This is a genomic window from Thermoanaerobacter kivui, from assembly GCF_000763575.1.
Lineage (GTDB): Bacteria > Bacillota > Thermoanaerobacteria > Thermoanaerobacterales > Thermoanaerobacteraceae > Thermoanaerobacter > Thermoanaerobacter kivui.
In genome coordinates this window covers 1195681-1213195 of the sequence record NZ_CP009170.1, presented here as the reverse complement: position 1 = coordinate 1213195, position 17515 = coordinate 1195681, and the positions used below count along the sequence as shown (strand labels likewise).

Below are 17515 nucleotides of genomic sequence, written 5' to 3'. Positions count from 1 at the left end.
CATAAAAATTAGCGCCTATATAGGCGCACTTTACCTTATGACTTCTACTAATTCTCCTTGCATCGTCCAAGCTTTTGTGTCTGTAATTTTCACATTTGCCAGCTTCCCAATCAGGTCTTCATCCCCTACAAAATGGACTACTTTGTTGGTGCGAGTTCTGGAGGTCAATTTATTTTTGTCTCGCTTACTTATACTTTCCACCAATACTTCTACAGTTTTGCCTTTTAGTTTTGCACTTTTTTCTATGCTTATTTTGTTTTGTAATTCTATAAGCTTTTCTAATCTCTCATGCTTTATTTTTTCATCTACTTGGTCTGGCATGTTTGCTGCGATAGTCCCCACCCTTTTAGAGTAGATGAAAGTGTATGCTGCATCAAATCTCACTTTTTCAGCCAAATCTAATGTTTCATTAAAATCTTCCTCTGTTTCTCCAGGAAATCCTACGATTATATCTGTTGTAATAGCAATATCAGGAATATTTGCTCTTGCTTTATCAATGATTTCTAAGTAATGTTCTCTTGTGTACTTTCTGTTCATTCTCTGTAAAATTTTATTGCTTCCTGATTGAACAGGGAGGTGCAAATGCTCACAAACTTTATCTAAGTCTCTCATGGCATATATTAGCTCATCTGAAATGTCTTTAGGGTGTGATGTCATAAACCTTATTCTTTCTATTCCTTCAATATCATTGAGTTTATAAAGCAACTTTGCAAAAGTTATATCTTCATCCAGGTCATTGCCATAAGAATTTACATTCTGTCCTAATAGAGTTATCTCTTTATAGCCTTTTTGCGCTAATTCTTTTACCTCATCTATTATATCTTGAGGTTTTCTACTTTTTTCTCTACCTCTGGTGTAAGGAACTATACAGTACGTGCAAAAATTGTTGCATCCGTAAATGATATTGACCCAAGCTTTTAAATTATTATCTCTTTTTATTGGCAGATTCTCAATGACGTTTTTAGTATCCTCCAAAATATCCACAATTGTAGTTTGAGAATTTATAGCTTCCCATAAAAGCTGTGGAAATTTATAAATATTATGAGTCCCAAAAATAATATCTACAAAAGGATATTTTTCTCTTATTGCTTCTACCATGGTTTTTTGCTGCATCATACATCCAGATAGACCTATTATTAAGTTTGGATTTTTAGTTTTTAATTCTTTTAATTGGGACACCCTTCCCATTACTCTTATTTCTGCATGTTCTCTCACAGCACAAGTATTGAAAAGTAAAACATCTGCTTCTTCAATGTTTTCAGTGTACTTATACCCCATTTTTTCTAACATGCCTGCGAGTTTTTCGGAATCGTGCACATTCATCTGACAACCATAAGTCTCAATATGATAAAAGAGATTTTTATTCTTGTTTAGCTCAGCAATCTCTTTCATTATTTTCTCTTGTTTTTTTAATTCATTCTCTGTTACCAAAATGCTATTAGGCATATTTTACACCTCTTCGCTTAAATCTGTAACTTATTTTTTATCAGATTTTTTATCAGAAGGACTATTTTGTTTTACAATTTTTCTATAAAAAAACGTCTTTACAGGTTCAAAATTGTATCGATAAGGCAGTATTATCTGCTCTGTACTTCCCACAAAAAATATGCCATTATCGGTTAAAGAATCATAAAATTTTTTGTATATTTTATCTTTAGCAGTATCATTAAAATATATTAACACATTTCTGCAAATTAATAAATCTATATTTTGTGGATATTCATCGTTTAATAAATCATGTCTTTCAAAGCGCACACTATTTCTAATTTCTTCACTTATTTGATAGTTTTTATCATCGAATTTTCTAAAAAACTTTTTAAAATACTCTTCCGGAACCTTTTTAACACTTTCTATGGTATATGCTCCTTTTTTTGCTTTTTCTAATACCCTTTTATCTATATCAGTGGCAATGATAGTCACATCTTTTAGATCGATAAATTTTGTTAAAAGCATTGCAACAGAATAAGGCTCTTCTCCAGTGGAACAAGCAGCACTCCAAACTCTAAATCCCTTTTTTATAATGTTAGGCAATATTTCCTTTTCTAAAATCTCCCACTGAGAAGAATTTCTAAAAAATTCTGTAACATTTATCGTTATATAATTTAAAAATTCTTCATATAATGTTTTATTAACAGACAGTTCGTTAAAGTACTCATCGTAAGATTTAAATTTATAGCTGGATATCAAAGATTCCAATCTTCTCTTCATCTGTTTCTCTTTGTACAGTGACAAATCTATTCCAGTTAATTTATGTATTTTTCTTACAAAGTCCTCATAACCTACCATAAATATGTTCACCTCTAATTATAGAAAAAAGTGGCTTTTAAAAGCCACAAAGATGAGTCAAGGGGTTTTATATATGTGAGGTTCATATGATATTTTCGCCTTTATCTATGGTAATTATTCATTGTAATCTTTAAAATATTAGAAGTTTACCACCTTAACAGGTTTTTCAAATACTCCTCGTTTAACTTCTGTAGCTGTCATGTTCTTTGCTTTCAACATTTTAGCTATATAATTGCAGGCATCCCACGGATTAACATTATCTCCACAAGTGAATACATCAACCGCGGCATAGCCTAATTCAGGCCAGGTATGGATTGTTATATGCGATTCTGATATGACTACTACTCCGCTTACGCCCTGGGGGCTAAATTTATGGAAAGCAACTTCTCGTATTTCTGCACCTGTAACTATTGCAGATTGTACCATTATGTCTTCAATTAATTCCAAGTTGTCTAGTATGTCGCTATCGCACCCATAAATTTCTGCCAAAATATGGCGACCCAAAGCATTCATTCTGGTATCCTGCCTCCTTTACTAAAAATAATTGTATACATTCAATGATTTAAATTTTATCAGATTTTTTTCTTTTGTCAAGGTTTTTTACATGACAGATTTAAATATTTTTATTGATTATTTCTCCCAGTCTTATAGTAAGCTCTTGATGCTCAATTTCTGGAATATCTTCTTCTTCTAGAGGCACTTCCCTAAAACTTATTTTCTTTTCCTTAGGATTTATAGACAGTATCTCTACATTCATAATATCATTTATTGCATACTTTTTGATACTATTTTCTAAATTGTTCTTATGAACTAATCCTTCTACTCCTGGCTCTATTTGAACAAATACTCCAAAGTGTGTAATGTTAGTTATCGTGCCTTTTAAAACATCTCCCACATTGTATTTTTGTTCTACTTCCTCCCAGGGGTCAGGCATTACTTTTCTAAGGCTTAAAGTGACTTTTTCATTTTTTTCATCCACACCCAGCACATAAGTTGAAACTTTATCGCCAACTTTTAATATTTCATTCGGGTCTTTAATTTTTCCCCATGCCATTTCTCTTAAAGGGATAAGTCCTTCAAAACCGCCGATATCAACAAAAGTACCGTAATTTACAACATTTTTTACTACACCTTCTACAATATCTCCTTCTTTCAAAGTAGACAGTAAGCGCTTTTTGGCTTCCTCTTTTTCTGATTTTAGCACTTCTTTTTGAGAAGCTATTATCTTTTTATTTGGAATGTATTCAATTATTTTAATGCGCACAGTTTTACCTAAATATTCATCTAAATTATCGACATAATGTAGTTCCAGTTGAGAAGCTGGAATAAAAACTTTTACTCCTAATATATAAGCAATAACACCGCCTTTTACTACTTCAATAACTTCCCCTTCTAAAATATCGCTATTTTCATAGGCTTTTTGAAGTTTTTCTTTACTAAGCTGTTGATCTGCCATGACTTTAGAAGCCAACACATTTCCTTCTTCATTTTCCACATTTATTATATACAAATCTAACTCGTCGTCAATATTAAAGACTTTTTTAACATCAAAATTAGGATTCAATGACAGTTCATTTTTAGGAACAAATGCGTCAGATTTGTAACCGATGTTTGCGATAACTCCCTCATCAGAAACTCTTATGACTTTTCCTTTTACAATGTCGCCAGTTCGCACAATTTTAAAACTATAATCTTCTAAAAAATCACTCATTTTTATCTTCCCCTTTTAAAATTTTAATTCTTTTTAGAACATCTTCTATGACATAATCCGGTGTGGAAGCCCCTGCTGTAACACCGATAATTTCATGCTCTTTTATCATATCCAAAGTCAATTCCTTTGGGGCCTCTATGTGAAAAGTATTTTTACAATTTCTTTCACAGATTTTTTTAAGCTTTTGGGTATTTGAACTGTGTTTTCCCCCAATTACCAACATTACTTCCACTTTTTTAGCCAATTCTTCTGCTGCACTTTGCCTTTTTTGAGTAGCATCACAAATGGTATTAAAAAAAATAAGGTCTTCAACTTTTGTGTTAATAACTTCTAAAATTTTTTCCCAGTGTTTTTCAATAAGAGTGGTCTGTGCGACAGCACAAGCTTTTTTTAGTTGAGGCATTTTTTTCGCCTCTTCAATTGAATTTAACACATAAGCCGTATTATCACACCATCCATTTACACCTATCACTTCTGGATGATTTTTGTCGCCTACTATTATAATAGAATATCCTTTGTTATAATACTCGTACACTATATTTTGAACTTTTTTTACAAAAGGACATGTCACATCTATAATTTCTACTTCTCTCTCAGTTAAGAAATCGTATAACTTCTTTGAAACTCCATGAGTGCGGATTATTAGTTTATCTCCCTTTGATAGTTTTTCTAAATCCTTTTCTTCAATGACTTTAACACCTTTTTTAAATAAGTCATCTATTACCAGAGGATTGTGTATGATTTCTCCTAAAGTATAAATTTTACCTTTTTTATTTTTTTCAATTTCTTGGTATGCAGTTTCAATGGCTCTTTTTACCCCAAAGCAAAACCCTGCATACTCAGCAATCAATATTTTCATTTTTGACCTCCTACAGTAACTTGGCAATTTCTTTCATTATTTCTTCCCCAATCAAAGAAAGTTCTTGTGAAGAAAGTTTTGAACCAGCGTATTTTTCAAAGCTTATAGGCTTTCCAATGCTTATAGTTATTTTAGAAAAAAGACGATATTTCCCTTTTATCCCAACAGGGACAACTACAGCATGTCCTTTTACTGCCAAAAGAGAAACTCCTGATTCAGCTTTTTGAAGCTTCCCCGTTTTGCTCCTTGTCCCTTCAGGAAAAATTCCAACAGCTTGGCCTTTCTTTAAATAATTTAAGGCAGTTTTAATAGCTGATAAATCCGCTGTACCTCTTTTTACAGGGAAAGCCCCTAAACCTTTACCTAAAAGAAGCTTTAAAAAAGGGTTTCTAAAAAGCTCTTCTTTAGCCATAAAATATATTCGTCTATTCAACAGCGCTCCTATAACAGGTGGGTCCAGCAGACTTATGTGGTTTGGACATATGATTACTGGACCTTTTTTAGGTATATTTTCAAGTCCTTTGACTTCTATTCTAAAAATTATTTTTATAATGAAGCGCACTATGTACTTGGCAATATAGTAAAACATAGTCAAATATCCCCTTTTAATCCTTCCTTTACGATATTGTAAAGTTTATCTAAAACTTGTTGTTCTGAAAGATAGGTAGTGTCAATAACTATAGATTCATCAGTGTGTTTAAGAGGTGATTCTTTTCGTTGAGAGTCCATTTTATCGCGGTTTTTTATGTCTTCCAGTACCTTAAGATAGTCAATTTGTAAATTTTTAGATTTAAGTTCATTATATCGCCTTTTGGCTCTCTCTGCTAAAGAGGCTGTCAAAAAAAATTTAAATTGGGCATCTGGCAACACAACAGTAGCTATGTCTCTTCCGTCCATAACTACATTTTTACCTTCAGCAATAGCTCTTTGTTTTTCTACTAGAATTTCCCTTACTTTTTTTATTTTAGAGACATAAGAAACTTTTTCAGAAACTTCAGGCCTTCTTATTTCATAGGAAACGTCTTTCCCATCCAAAAAGATTTTTTCTCCTTCCAAAGTTATACTAGAATTTTTCGCAATTTCAGCTATTTTGTCTTCCTCTTTTAAGTCAATTCCTTCTTTTATAACTTTATAAGTAATGGCTCTATACATAGCTCCTGTGTCAATATAAGTGAAATTTAAAAGATTGGCTAATTTTTTGGCGACTGTACTTTTACCAGCTCCTGCAGGTCCGTCTATTGCAATTTTTATCGTCAAATCTCTCACCTCAAACTAAATCCGGTCTTAATTTTTTGGTATCTTTTAAGTAAACATGCTTTATTTCTTTTTCCTCATCGCAGTTTATAAGGAGCATTACCCTTATGCAGTGAGAAAGACTTCCTTTTACGTCCATCTCTTGGAAACACATCATAGGAACAGAAGTAATTCCCATATTTCTCACTGCTTCAGCAGGATACGCTGCGTCTAAATCTTTAGTAGCACTAAAAAAAATAGAGATTATGTCCCTTTCTTTAAGTTTGTTAACTTCAATAATTTCTTTGATGAGGATGGTAGTGTCAGTTAAAATATCTTCCCTCGTATTTTTAGTAGTAATTGCTCCTCTTATGGTTTTAATATGGCATTCTCCTCTCTTTTTGTTTGTCCTTTGTTAAATATTATATAGCATAATAAGACATATAACAATATTTTATTTTACTTTAGCTTTACCATGCATATCTTCTGGATATTTCTATCGACTTTCACGACGGCTGTATTTTGTGGCTCTATCACATTGTCACTGGTATTTACAATTTTAAAATGCAAGGGTTGGTCTTCTTGAGTACCATCTATTTCAAGGATTTGATTTGGCTTTACAATGACATTAACAGACTTTGTAGGAAAATTTGTCACAGGTTCACCATCCAACAACACAAAAGAATTCAAAGCTTTATCTTTTTCTATAACTTCTATTGTGATACTGCCTTCTTTTGAAAGATTGGAGTTCAGATTGATACCTTCTAATCTTTCCGTAGAATTTAAAAAAACTCTTATATCATCATTTGTCATCAAAAGTTGCGTTATGGCAATGCTTAAAAGCCCTAACATTATCAAGACCACCAGTATAGTCTCACTGTAAATGTAGCGATATTTTTTTCTTTTTGCTCTTCTTCCCATATTTATCCTCCTTTTCTTGTATTATATATTATGCAAAATAAATAAAAAAATGCGGTTTCCCGCATTTTTTTATTTATGCATTTATTCCAGCTACATATCCTGTAGAAAAAGCAATCTGAAGATTAAAACCTCCTGTCAAACCATCAACATCTATAATTTCTCCTGCAAAGAATAGTCCTTTGACTATTTTTGATTCCATAGTAGAGGGGTTTATTTCTTTTGTACTTATACCCCCTGCTGTTACTATAGCTTCCCTTATAGGCCTTAGCTTTTTTATTTTAAAAGTGAGGTTTTTTAGATTGTATAATAGTTCTTTTCTCTCTTTTTTAGTGACATCTCTCACTTTTTTGTCAGGACTTATGTTAGATCTAGTTATAATACAAGGGATTAAAGAGTGAGGCAACAGGACTTCTAAAGCGTTTTTTAAGTTTTTATTGAGATTTTTGTTAAAATCTCTCAATAATCTCTCTTCTAATTTTTCTAAACTCAAAGCTGGTTTCAAATCTATTCTAATCATCAAATCATCTCTATTTAAATAATCATGGATGAACCTGCTTAAAGTCAATATCACTGGTCCTGATAATCCAAAATGAGTAAAGAGCATCTCTCCAAACTCTTCTTTTATAAGTTTTTGACCAGCATAAGCAGCCACTTTGACATTTTTTAAAGTAAGTCCCATAAGTTCTTTTACATCCTCCTCAGTTACCATTGGCACTAAAGAAGGAAAAGGCTCGATAATGGTATGGCCCAACTTTCTTGCAATTTCATACCCGTCTCCTGTACATCCTGTAGTAGGATAGGACAGACCTCCTGTGGCTAATATCACCCTATCACAACTAAGAAATTTCTCATTTACAACTATCCCTTTTACACACCCATTTTCCACTTTTATATCACTTACTCTGGAGTTATAATTAATTTTCACATGATATTTATTAAGCATATTAACAAAAAAATCTCTCACTTCGACGGATTTGTCAGATACAGGGAAAACCCTCAACCCCATTTCTACTTTTGTTTTAAGACCGTAAGCATTTAAAAATTCTATTAAATCCTTGTTGGAGAATTTGCTAAAAGCACTGTACAAAAACTTACTATTACCTGGAACATTCTCAAAAAATTCTTCTTTATCAGCAAAGTTGGTTATGTTGCACCTTCCATTACCTGTAACCAATAATTTCTTACCTAAAATATTATTTCTTTCAAATATGCTTACATCTTTCCCCTTCATTGCCGCAGATAATGCTGCCATCATTCCAGCTGCTCCGCCGCCTATTACAAATACTTTTTTCATTTTGTCTATACATCGCTCCTTAAATGACAAGTATCGTTTAGTAATACCAAAACGGCTTTTCCGTCCTCTTTAATGTCTATTATGTTAAGAGAAGTGTTGTCAAGTCTTATTTTAGGATAAAAACTCAAATCTATACCTAAAATACCTAAAATTAATGCTTTTATCGAAGTGCCATGGGAAACTATCAAAATATTTTTCCCGCGGTTTTCTTCAATTATGTTGTAAGTTTCTATTAAAATTCTTTTTTGAACTTCTTTTAAAGTTTCTGCTTTTTCTATAACGGCTTTATCTGGATTTATACGCCACAACTGATATATTTCTTTATACAATTTATTTATTTCTTCAGCAGTGAGTCCTTCCCAGACGCCAAAAGACATCTCTCTAAGCTCAGGAATTTTCTTAACTTCAAGTCCAAACTCTTGTGCAATTATTTGCGCCGTTTCATGCGCTCTTTTCAAATCACTGGAATATATACAATCTATTTTTTCACTCTTTAACCGTTTGGCTAACAATTGCGCCTGTCTTATACCTGTTTCTGTTAAATTTGTATCTTGTATTCCCTGAATTTTATTTTCTAGGTTCCACTCCGATTGTCCGTGTCGCGCTATATAAAGGCGTGTTGTCATATAATTCCTCCTTAAACTTTTATGCAAAATTGAGGTAAAAAATTTGGTCCGAATAAGAAAGTTTTGAAATATTCCATTCTCTTTCCTTTATGCCAACCTTGCGGAAAGGTAGTCCTAATTCTATCACAAATTTTTCAAACTTGCCATCAAGCCAAGGTGGTGTCCATATGCCTGACCTGCAGATGTGAATGACTTCTATAAAAATATCTTGAGGTAAACTTTCAATGCTTGTGTAGTAACTTACCCAATACGCCTTGTTAATGTATTCAAAATCCGAAGGTTTTTCAAAAGTATATGGACTGTAGATTATATTAGCTTTCTTTATTATGTCTTCTCTTAAAAGTTTGCCAAGCCAATTGGCACAGTTAAGTTCAAAATCCAAAGAAGAAAAACCTCCATATCCCAAGTCAGCGTGGGCGTCAAAAGAATATACTTCAACACAGTTAAAATTTTTTGCAAGATAATATCCAACCTTATGAGACTCAGATACAAATATTTTGACGTTTTTTGCAAATGTGAAGTGCTTTTTTACTTTGTTCCAAAAATCCTTCGCTATTGGCCCTACTTTTATTGTTTCTTCTAAATTTTCTCTTACCAAAGCGCTTTTTATATACCTTTTATACCAGAGCTGTGTCATGTTTTTTTCGTTTTCAGCGTAAGAAGCCATCCATTCTCTTTTGGAGGGTATGAAATAATCCCAATCCACAGTCAACAGACTGCGCATCATACAGGACACCCCATCCTCGCTTTTCTTAAAAACTTTTTATATATTTTACCACATAAAAAAGGTCTTCAATGAAGCCCTTTATAAATACCGTATATCAGAGGCTTTCCAGTAATGACAGCAGGGCTGTACATTTTGTAGGTCCTATATATAGCATCGTTGTGTTGAGCCTGGTATCCTTTGAACACCACTTTTATTGATCCATCAATCGATGACCTCTTCATATATACTTCTACAAATTTTTTGATAATTCTTCAAAAAAAATAACATTTTTTAAGATAATTTTGATAAATACACGCCGTATTCATCCCAAATGCTCTCTAGCTTTTCAAATGTTTCTGCTATTTTATCTTTTTCCTTCAACCCTACAGCTACAATAAGGGCATTAACAAGGCTAAGAGGTGCTACTAGTGAATCTACAAAAGAAGCCATGTTACTCTTAGCAATCAATATTTCATCAGCAACGGAAGTCAATGGGGAAATAAGGCTGTCCGTTATTGTGACAATTTTTGCGTTTTGAGATTTTGCATATTTTAAAACTTCCAAAGTCCTCTTTGAATAACGTGGAAAACCAATTCCAATTACTAAATCTTTTTCACAAACCCGCAGTATTTGTTCAAACACGTCTGATATACCTGGTTTTACGACTGATACATTTTCAAGAATCAAGTTTAAATAAAATCCCAAGTATTCAGCAATAGCTATAGAACTTCTTGAACCTATTATATAAATCTTTTTTGCTTCAAAAATGTCAGATACTACCTTTTTAAAAGTTTCTTTGTTTATTTCAGTGAGAGTTTCTTTTATGTTTTCTATATCAGATTTTAAAACATTGTTCAATATCGCAATTTCATCTGTTTCTTCTGTCATTTCCAGCCTTTGAACAGTGGTAAGTTTATTTTTTATAAGCTCTTGCAGGGCACTTTGAAGTTCTGGATATCCATTATATCCTAAAGTGTTCGCAAATCTCACAACTGTTGATTCGCTTATATTAATGTTAGCACCAAGTTTTGCTGCCGTCATAAAAGCAGCTTTATCGTAGTGGTTTATAATGTATTCTGCTATTATCTTTTGACTTTTGCTTAACTTTGCATAATTATCCTGTATTCTTTTTATTAAATCATCCGTTTTGCTCATATTTTATTACACCCCTCATTTTCACAAGATTATATCCTTCTAACAAAGCTCTTTTGTTCATCTCTTCTGTCCCTGGGGGCACTCTATTTAAAATAGCTTTTTCCAATGATTCTTTTGTGACATTTGGTCAACTCAGCTATCACACCTAAAGACACTATATTTGCGACAAAAGCTTTCCCTACTATGTTTTGTGCAGTTTTTACACCATTCTTTAATTATTATCAGTTCTTTATTTTTTACCAATCTATTACCTTCATCAAATTTTTCTCTATAATATGTATATTCTATACAAAAATAAAAAATCCTCCATAAAATGAATTATAAATGTCACGAACATTTTTGATACAATTCTTGCATCATATAAAATTAAATTGATATTCACTCTATTTTTAAATTCCAAGAATTTATGTCATCTATCATGTCGTAGCTGGTCAAATCAAAATGTATAGGAGTAATAGAGATATAACCATTTTTGACAGAGACTATATCTGTTCGTTCGTCGTTTTCCGCCTCTGAAATCTTTCCTGCCATCCAATAATACTCTTTTCCTCTTGGATCAAAATTTTTTTGAAAAGTTTCAATGTAAGTTCTTTTTCCTAATATTGTAGATTTTACTCCTTTTATGTTTTCCTTTAAATCTGGTATATTTACATTTAATAATGTGTTTGCAGGAATACCCTTTTGTAAGACTTTTGTTATTAAATTTTCCAAAAATTTATAAATGCGTTTATCTTCTACTTCTGCTTTTTCAGACAGAGATACTGCAATAGCTGGAATACCGTAAATAGCAGCTTCTATAGCAGCTGATACTGTACCGGAATATAATATGTCTGTACCAAGGTTTAAACCTTCATTTATTCCTGAAATCACAAGGTCAGGTTTTTGTCCCAGCACTACTTCAATTCCCAATTTGACGCAGTCAGAAGGGGTACCGTTGACAGCATATATTTTTAAGTTATTTTCCTCTTTTACTTTCTTAAGCCTTAAAGGTTTGTGAAGAGTAATCGCATGACTTACAGCACTTCTTTCTCTTTCCGGAGCTACAACAATGACATGGTATTTGTTTTTAAGATAGTCCGCCAATTTTAAAATTCCTAATGCGTGAACTCCATCGTCATTAGTAAGAAGTATTTTCATTTTTTACCTCCTCTTATGTAAAGTTTGTGTATAATTACTTTGATTTTATTATAAAATTTATATATAGGCAAGGAGTGATACAGTGATACAAATAGATGACGCAGGAAGTGGAAGTTTGGTAGGCGGAACTTGTATTGGAGCTATGAGAGTAGAAACTGGTGAATTTCTCTGTGATATAATTCCCATAGAATATTATAGCGAAGAAAATTTCAAAAAGAAACTATATTTAGTAAAAGCTTGTGAAATAGCAAAGACTCTCTTAAAAAAGCTTAGAACAGATAAAGAAGAAAAAATACTGGTTTGTAGAGGTTATATGTTTGATAACTTGAGAAAATGGTTAGAAAAAGAAGGGCATAATTGGGAAAGTACACAAATACTAAATCCTCTTCAAGATGTCATAGAAAGGTCTTTTGAAGATTATGCACTTTCCTTAGGGTTGCCAGAAAAATTTTTAAGATATACAAAATATCCTTTTCATTTTCACCGATTATTGAGATGGGTATACGCAGATTATGAAAATAGATCTAAATTGTGTAAAACTGGTTGGGATAGTTGGAAAAAATACGGACATTTAAACATAGAAGTGAGTTATTCCTACTTAAAAGAATCAAAAAATTATACTTGTTTGAAATGTGGCAAAAATATTCAACCGGGCCCAGTAAAAGTTATAAAGTACATAAGCAATTATCCTAACACTATTTATCTACATGTTAGTTGTTAGGGCACCTTATAGGTACCCTAACAACTAAACCCTATGCAGAAGGTATACATATCTGTTGTCCTGGATATATCAAATTTGGATCAAGTATTTGCGGATTTGCTTTTATTAAGCAGTCAAGGCTTATTCCAAACATGTTAGCTATTGACCACATTGTATCTCCCGGTTTTACTGTGTAAATTGTTCTGCAAGTTTCAGGTTTTGGCGGTGGGCAATAAAATGGTATGCATATTTGCTGTCCTGGATATATTAAGTTTGGATCTGGTATCTGCGGGTTTGCTCTTATCAAACAGTCAAGGCTTATTCCAAACATATTAGCTATTGACCACATTGTATCTCCCGGTTTTACTGTGTAAATTGTTTTACAGTAAGCCGGGTGATGATGGTAAGGATAATGATGGTAATAAGGCATATCAAAAGCCATCCTATTTCCTCCTTTCTACTTCCTAATACATGTTATGAAGGATAAAAAATTATGTTACAGTGAAGGAATTTAAGCAATAAAAAAAACAGGGAGTAACTTCCCTGTTAAACCGGATATGTCATATATTCCATGTTGACAAGAGTCGCATCTATTTTGTATTTTTGAGCTCGTCTGTATTCAAAAAATTTTTTTGCTACCTGAGGGAATAGGGCATAAGATAAAACATCCTCTTCTTGTTCGTAGTATTCTTTTATTTCTTCTTTAATCGCTTCAAATTGCGGCTTCAAAAGGTCAGCTGGCCGAACATCTATCACTTCTTCATTTCCTATTATTTTCTTTTTTATTTCTTCAGAAATAGGGGCAGGTGGCCTTCCATACAACCCCTTTACATAGTCTTTGACTTCTTTTGGAACCATTTTATATCTTTCGCCAGTTATTACATTTAAAGCCGCCTGTGTTCCCACCATCTGACTCATAGGAGTAACAAGAGGTGGATAGCCTAAATCTTCCCTCACTCTGGGAATTTCTTTTAATACTTCTTCATATTTATGCAACGCATTTTGTTGTTTCAATTGTAAAATCAAATTTGACAACATTCCACCTGGAACTTGGTAAATTAGTACGTCTGTATCTACTCCCGTAACCATAGACAGATCAGAATCTTTGCTGTGACTTTGTTTTACTTCTTTGAAATGCTCGGCAATTTCAGATAATAGTTCCATATCCAATCCTGTATCATATTGAGTACCTTTTAATACAGCTACCATAGTCTCTGTTGCAGGCTGAGAAGTCCCCAATGCTAAAGGAGATATAGCAGTATCTATTATATCCGCCCCAGCTTCTATTGCCTTTAAATAGGTCATAGCTGCCATACCACTGGTATAATGACTGTGCAACTGTATAGGAACATTTACTGTTTCTTTAAGGCTTTTCACTAATTCATAAGCGGTATAAGGAGTTAGGATTCCAGACATGTCTTTTATGCATATTGAATCAACACCTAATTGTACAAGCTCTTTTGCTACTTTAAGGTAATGGTCAATGTTGTGAACAGGGCTTATAGTATAAACCAGTGTACCTTGAGCATGGGCTCCCGCCTTTTTTGTAGCTTTAATAGCAACTTCAAGATTTCGTACATCATTTAATGCATCAAAAATTCTTATTATGTCTATGCCATTTTCAATAGACTTCTCGATGAATTTTGTCACTATATCATCTGGATAATGCTTATACCCCAACAAATTTTGTCCTCTTAAAAGCATCTGCAATGGCGTATTTTTTATTTTGCTCTTTAACCTTCTCAACCTCTCCCATGGATCTTCATTGAGAAATCTCATGCAAGCGTCAAAAGTAGCTCCTCCCCATGCCTCTATGGAATGATATCCTACTTTATCTAATTTATCCGCAATAGGAAGCATTTCTTCTGTTGACATTCTTGTCGCTAAAAGGGATTGGTGCGCATCTCTTAATACAGTTTCCGTAATTTTAACTTTACTGTTCATATTAATACCTCCTCATAATATATTATACTATTTTTAGCTGCTAAAAAAAATAAAAAAGAGCCAAAATGGCTCAAAAGTTTTAGAAAAACGAAAGGAGGGATTCTCTGATAAGCTTAGCAGCCAAAAAAGTCGTTATTCCTGCTAAATCGTGGGAGGGAGATACTTCTACTAAATCCATCCCCACTACGTTTAAATCTTTCAATAGATGTATTGCTTCTAACGCTTCTTTTGAAGTTATGCCTCCTGGTTCTGGCGTCCCCGTACCAGGAGCAAAAGCAGGGTCTACAACGTCTATATCCCATGTAATATAAATAGGGCGGTCTTTTATTTCACTCACTGTGTTTTTTAAAGGTTCAACTACTTTGTACAAAAACATATGAGTATGGTCTTTTGCAAAGTCAAACTCTTCTTTTACACCTGACCTTATACCAAAGTGATATAGATTTTTGTCCTTGAAAAAGTCCCAAACTTTTCTCATAACTGTCGCATGGGAATAAACCTCTCCAAAAAACTCCTCTCGCAAATCAGCATGAGCATCAAAATGGAGGATTATTAGGTCATTTCCGTATTTTTTGAAATACTCTTTTATAATCGCATATGTTACTAAATGCTCTCCTCCTAAAAACAATCCCTTTTTGTCGTCTTGCAAAATATTTTTAACTACTTTACCAATCACATCTAAACTTTTTTCAACATTTCCGTATGGAAACACTACATCCCCTAAGTCACAATAATTTCTATTTTGCAAACTTCTATCCAGATACACACTGTAATCCTCTAAGCCGTATGAAGCTTGTCTTATAGCAGAAGGTCCAAATCGGCTTCCTGTCTTAAAACTTACTGTATAATCCATAGGCAGTCCTACTATAACTACATCTGACTTTTCATAATTTTCAATCGCGCCAAGGAATTTACCGGTGTTAACAAAAACATCCTCTTGTATCATGTTACACCTCATCAAAAATATCCTTCACAAACTTAGGCAACACAAAAGCTGCTTTGTGAATTTCAGGCGTGTAATACTTTGTATCTATTCTCGGAATAGAGTTTATATCCACCTCTTCAGGGTCATACTTTTTAGATCCCATTGTAAATGTCCACAAACTTCCCGGATAAGTGGGTATAGTGCATATATAAGCTTTTGTTATTGGATATATTTCTTTAAACATTTTGCTTAGCTTGTTTATCAATTTTCCATAAATAAATGGCGATTCTGTCTGTGCAACAATAATCCCATCATCTTTCAAGCATTCATAAACTGATTTATAAAAATCAAAAGTAAACAATCCTACTGCAGGTCCTATTGGATCTGTAGAATCTACTATTACCACATCAAACTCATTTTTGTGTTCATTTACGTATTTTATTCCATCTCCAATCATTATTTCTACTCTTTTATCCTGCAAACCATAGCTTATAGTAGGGAGATATTTTTGTGAATTTCTCACTACTGCTTCATCAATTTCTGCTAACACTACTCTTTCAACAGAAGGATGTTTTAACACTTCTTTCACTGAACCACCATCGCCACCACCGACAATCAATACGCTTTTAGGATTTTTATGGGTAAAAAGCGGTACATGGACTATCATCTCATGGTATACAAATTCGTCTTTTTCTGTTGTTTGAACAATTCCATCTAAAGTTAATACTCTTCCTAACTGATATGTATCAAGTATTGCTAAATGTTGATATGGAGTTTTCTCTACCACCAACGTCTCTTTTACTTTAAAAGAAAACCTCAAATTTTCATCTTGATGTTCTGTAAACCACAATTCCACAGTAAAACACCTCCAAAGTTTTTAATGATTTTATTTTATTAAAAAAATAATTTTTACTCCCTAAAAAATTCTTTTAATTTAACTGCCAGAAAATCGCCTTTTTCTCTAAAACCCAATTCATAAAAAAAATCTTTGTAAAAAGGCAAATTAACGTAAGCATTTTCTAACCCCATGTCAATGGCGTGATTAAGCATTACTCTCACCATTAAATTTTCAAAACCTTTATTTTGATACTGTGGCAAAATTGCTAAATTAGTTATAATAGCATTATTATTTTCCACTTTCATAGAAATAAAACCAAAGGGTTTGTCTTCCCTCGCAATCATAAAAATTTCTTCCAAATAATTTAAAGGTGTTACGATATTGCAGTCAATTGCTATTTTTTAATCAATTCAAAATCTTCTTTTTTCGTAAATTTTATTGAAAACATATCTCACTTCAAGCTTTTTAGATATTCTATTTCTTTTTCAGTTAAATATCTCCATTCTCCAGTTTTTAGTCCTTTCAAAGATAATTCACCTATTTTAATTCTTTTTAATGAAATAACAGGATGTCCAATAGCTTCACACATTTTTCTCACTTGTCTATTTTTCCCTTCATGGATTTTTATTTCTACTAGGCTTGTACCATTTTTTACATCTAAAATTTTTATCTCCGCTTTGGAAGTCATATAGCCATTTATAAAAATTCCATTTCTAAATTTATTTAATTCTTCTTCTGTAGGCACTCCTTTAATTTTAGCTATATAGGTTTTGTCAATCTGATGCCTTGGATGCATTAAAATATTAGCTATTTCTCCGTCGTTTGTAAGCAAAAGAAGTCCTGATGTATCATAATCCAAGCGGCCAACAGGATATATACGCTCTTTTACTTTAACCAAATCTAACACTGTTGGTCTTCCAAATTGGTCTTTTACTGAAGTAATATATCCTGTTGGCTTGTTCAGCATTATATAAATCTTTTCCCTTTCCCTTTTTACAATTTTATCATCAAATTCAATTATGTCAACATCAGGATTAATTTTTGTGCCAAGCTCTTTAATCACTTTTCCATTTACTTTTACTCTTCCTTGTAAAATATATTCTTCACATTTTCTTCTAGAAGCTATTCCACACTCTGCCAAGTATTTTTGCAATCTTTCCATTTGTGTTCACCCATCAAT

General features: G+C 32.8%; 22 protein-coding genes. 1 reads left to right on the top strand and 21 read right to left on the bottom strand.

From position 1 onward, the window contains the following. Window positions 1-30: 30 nt before the first annotated feature. The 15 genes from miaB to surE form a co-directional block, all read right to left on the bottom strand. On the bottom strand, window positions 31-1446 hold the full coding sequence (gene miaB / locus TKV_RS06160; protein ID WP_049685200.1) for a tRNA (N6-isopentenyl adenosine(37)-C2)-methylthiotransferase MiaB: 1416 nt from the start codon (window positions 1444-1446) through the stop codon (window positions 31-33). A 30-nt stretch (window positions 1447-1476) separates the two neighbouring features. Then, complete coding sequence (locus TKV_RS06155; protein ID WP_049685199.1) at window positions 1477-2286, bottom strand: CheR family methyltransferase; 810 nt, start codon at window positions 2284-2286, stop codon at window positions 1477-1479. 138 nt (window positions 2287-2424) lie between these two features. Next, on the bottom strand, window positions 2425-2799 hold the full coding sequence (gene speD / locus TKV_RS06150) for an adenosylmethionine decarboxylase (protein WP_049685198.1): 375 nt from the start codon (window positions 2797-2799) through the stop codon (window positions 2425-2427). Between the two features lie 100 nt (window positions 2800-2899). Then, window positions 2900-3997: a 30S ribosomal protein S1 gene (locus TKV_RS06145; RefSeq protein WP_049685197.1), complete on the bottom strand. Its 1098-nt coding sequence runs from the start codon at window positions 3995-3997 to the stop codon at window positions 2900-2902. Then, window positions 3990-4856 carry a 4-hydroxy-3-methylbut-2-enyl diphosphate reductase gene (locus TKV_RS06140; RefSeq protein WP_049685196.1) on the bottom strand — a complete coding sequence of 289 codons (867 nt, stop codon included), beginning with the start codon at window positions 4854-4856 and terminating at the stop codon, window positions 3990-3992. The genes TKV_RS06145 and TKV_RS06140 overlap by 8 nt, the downstream gene beginning before the upstream one ends. 10 nt (window positions 4857-4866) lie before the next feature. Then, window positions 4867-5445 (bottom strand): lysophospholipid acyltransferase family protein, encoded by a 579-nt coding sequence (locus TKV_RS06135; RefSeq protein WP_049685195.1) that lies wholly within the window; start codon window positions 5443-5445, stop codon window positions 4867-4869. 2 nt (window positions 5446-5447) lie between these two features. Next, complete coding sequence (gene cmk / locus TKV_RS06130; protein ID WP_049685194.1) at window positions 5448-6113, bottom strand: (d)CMP kinase; 666 nt, start codon at window positions 6111-6113, stop codon at window positions 5448-5450. Window positions 6114-6123: 10 nt separating this feature from the next. Further along, window positions 6124-6423 carry a chorismate mutase gene (gene aroH / locus TKV_RS06125; RefSeq protein ID WP_236617462.1) on the bottom strand — a complete coding sequence of 100 codons (300 nt, stop codon included), beginning with the start codon at window positions 6421-6423 and terminating at the stop codon, window positions 6124-6126. 125 nt (window positions 6424-6548) lie between these two features. Beyond that, window positions 6549-7010 carry a hypothetical protein gene (locus TKV_RS06120; protein WP_049685192.1) on the bottom strand — a complete coding sequence of 154 codons (462 nt, stop codon included), beginning with the start codon at window positions 7008-7010 and terminating at the stop codon, window positions 6549-6551. Window positions 7011-7083: 73 nt separating this feature from the next. Beyond that, window positions 7084-8304: a BaiN/RdsA family NAD(P)/FAD-dependent oxidoreductase gene (locus TKV_RS06115; protein ID WP_049685191.1), complete on the bottom strand. Its 1221-nt coding sequence runs from the start codon at window positions 8302-8304 to the stop codon at window positions 7084-7086. A 5-nt stretch (window positions 8305-8309) separates the two neighbouring features. Next, window positions 8310-8930 carry a histidine phosphatase family protein gene (locus tag TKV_RS06110; RefSeq protein WP_049685190.1) on the bottom strand — a complete coding sequence of 207 codons (621 nt, stop codon included), beginning with the start codon at window positions 8928-8930 and terminating at the stop codon, window positions 8310-8312. 19 nt (window positions 8931-8949) lie between these two features. After that, window positions 8950-9657 (bottom strand): hypothetical protein, encoded by a 708-nt coding sequence (locus TKV_RS06105; RefSeq protein WP_049685189.1) that lies wholly within the window; start codon window positions 9655-9657, stop codon window positions 8950-8952. 270 nt (window positions 9658-9927) lie between these two features. Next, complete coding sequence (locus TKV_RS06100; RefSeq protein WP_049685188.1) at window positions 9928-10791, bottom strand: MurR/RpiR family transcriptional regulator; 864 nt, start codon at window positions 10789-10791, stop codon at window positions 9928-9930. Next, the gene (locus TKV_RS14270) at window positions 10775-10897 is read right to left on the bottom strand and encodes a hypothetical protein (protein ID WP_268870078.1); all 123 of its coding nucleotides are present in this window, start codon (window positions 10895-10897) and stop codon (window positions 10775-10777) included. Before TKV_RS14270 ends, TKV_RS06100 begins: the two co-directional genes overlap by 17 nt. Before the next feature lie 272 nt (window positions 10898-11169). Then, entirely contained in the window at window positions 11170-11928 is a 759-nt protein-coding gene (gene surE, locus TKV_RS06095) for a 5'/3'-nucleotidase SurE (protein ID WP_049685187.1), read from the bottom strand. 82 nt (window positions 11929-12010) lie between these two features. Between surE and TKV_RS06090 the strand changes: the two genes are divergently transcribed. Beyond that, window positions 12011-12649 (top strand): hypothetical protein, encoded by a 639-nt coding sequence (locus tag TKV_RS06090; RefSeq protein ID WP_049685186.1) that lies wholly within the window; start codon window positions 12011-12013, stop codon window positions 12647-12649. Window positions 12650-12680: 31 nt separating this feature from the next. Here TKV_RS06090 and safA read toward each other — a convergent pair whose 3' ends face one another. The 6 genes from safA to TKV_RS06060 form a co-directional block, all read right to left on the bottom strand. After that, window positions 12681-13070: a SafA/ExsA family spore coat assembly protein gene (gene safA / locus TKV_RS06085; protein ID WP_148307255.1), complete on the bottom strand. Its 390-nt coding sequence runs from the start codon at window positions 13068-13070 to the stop codon at window positions 12681-12683. A 104-nt stretch (window positions 13071-13174) separates the two neighbouring features. Further along, window positions 13175-14572 (bottom strand): oxaloacetate decarboxylase subunit alpha, encoded by a 1398-nt coding sequence (locus tag TKV_RS06080; protein WP_049685185.1) that lies wholly within the window; start codon window positions 14570-14572, stop codon window positions 13175-13177. Between the two features lie 79 nt (window positions 14573-14651). Next, window positions 14652-15518, bottom strand: coding sequence for an agmatinase (gene speB / locus TKV_RS06075; protein ID WP_049685184.1), 867 nt, complete (start codon window positions 15516-15518; stop codon window positions 14652-14654). 1 nt (window position 15519) lies between these two features. Continuing rightward, on the bottom strand, window positions 15520-16353 hold the full coding sequence (speE, locus tag TKV_RS06070) for a polyamine aminopropyltransferase (protein ID WP_049685183.1): 834 nt from the start codon (window positions 16351-16353) through the stop codon (window positions 15520-15522). Between the two features lie 53 nt (window positions 16354-16406). Further along, window positions 16407-16679: a GNAT family N-acetyltransferase gene (locus TKV_RS06065; RefSeq protein WP_236617446.1), complete on the bottom strand. Its 273-nt coding sequence runs from the start codon at window positions 16677-16679 to the stop codon at window positions 16407-16409. Between the two features lie 107 nt (window positions 16680-16786). Beyond that, window positions 16787-17497: a pseudouridine synthase gene (locus tag TKV_RS06060; protein ID WP_049685182.1), complete on the bottom strand. Its 711-nt coding sequence runs from the start codon at window positions 17495-17497 to the stop codon at window positions 16787-16789. Between the last annotated feature and the right edge of the window lie 18 nt (window positions 17498-17515).

What these genes read in the sequence shown, in the direction of transcription:
- TKV_RS06110 (WP_049685190.1), bottom strand. Translation starts at nt 8,930, where the DNA reads ATGACAACACGCCTTTATATAGCGCGACACGGACAATCGGAGTGGAAC.
- TKV_RS06135 (WP_049685195.1), bottom strand. Translation starts at nt 5,445, where the DNA reads ATGTTTTACTATATTGCCAAGTACATAGTGCGCTTCATTATAAAAATA.
- speB (WP_049685184.1), bottom strand. Translation starts at nt 15,518, where the DNA reads ATGATACAAGAGGATGTTTTTGTTAACACCGGTAAATTCCTTGGCGCG.
- TKV_RS06120 (WP_049685192.1), bottom strand. Translation starts at nt 7,010, where the DNA reads ATGGGAAGAAGAGCAAAAAGAAAAAAATATCGCTACATTTACAGTGAG.
- miaB (WP_049685200.1), bottom strand. Translation starts at nt 1,446, where the DNA reads ATGCCTAATAGCATTTTGGTAACAGAGAATGAATTAAAAAAACAAGAG.
- TKV_RS06115 (WP_049685191.1), bottom strand. Translation starts at nt 8,304, where the DNA reads ATGAAAAAAGTATTTGTAATAGGCGGCGGAGCAGCTGGAATGATGGCA.
- TKV_RS06105 (WP_049685189.1), bottom strand. Translation starts at nt 9,657, where the DNA reads ATGATGCGCAGTCTGTTGACTGTGGATTGGGATTATTTCATACCCTCC.
- TKV_RS06155 (WP_049685199.1), bottom strand. Translation starts at nt 2,286, where the DNA reads ATGGTAGGTTATGAGGACTTTGTAAGAAAAATACATAAATTAACTGGA.
- TKV_RS06140 (WP_049685196.1), bottom strand. Translation starts at nt 4,856, where the DNA reads ATGAAAATATTGATTGCTGAGTATGCAGGGTTTTGCTTTGGGGTAAAA.
- TKV_RS06080 (WP_049685185.1), bottom strand. Translation starts at nt 14,572, where the DNA reads ATGAACAGTAAAGTTAAAATTACGGAAACTGTATTAAGAGATGCGCAC.
- speD (WP_049685198.1), bottom strand. Translation starts at nt 2,799, where the DNA reads ATGAATGCTTTGGGTCGCCATATTTTGGCAGAAATTTATGGGTGCGAT.
- TKV_RS06065 (WP_236617446.1), bottom strand. Translation starts at nt 16,679, where the DNA reads ATGATTGCGAGGGAAGACAAACCCTTTGGTTTTATTTCTATGAAAGTG.
- TKV_RS06145 (WP_049685197.1), bottom strand. Translation starts at nt 3,997, where the DNA reads ATGAGTGATTTTTTAGAAGATTATAGTTTTAAAATTGTGCGAACTGGC.
- surE (WP_049685187.1), bottom strand. Translation starts at nt 11,928, where the DNA reads ATGAAAATACTTCTTACTAATGACGATGGAGTTCACGCATTAGGAATT.
- TKV_RS06060 (WP_049685182.1), bottom strand. Translation starts at nt 17,497, where the DNA reads ATGGAAAGATTGCAAAAATACTTGGCAGAGTGTGGAATAGCTTCTAGA.
- TKV_RS06100 (WP_049685188.1), bottom strand. Translation starts at nt 10,791, where the DNA reads ATGAGCAAAACGGATGATTTAATAAAAAGAATACAGGATAATTATGCA.
- safA (WP_148307255.1), bottom strand. Translation starts at nt 13,070, where the DNA reads ATGGCTTTTGATATGCCTTATTACCATCATTATCCTTACCATCATCAC.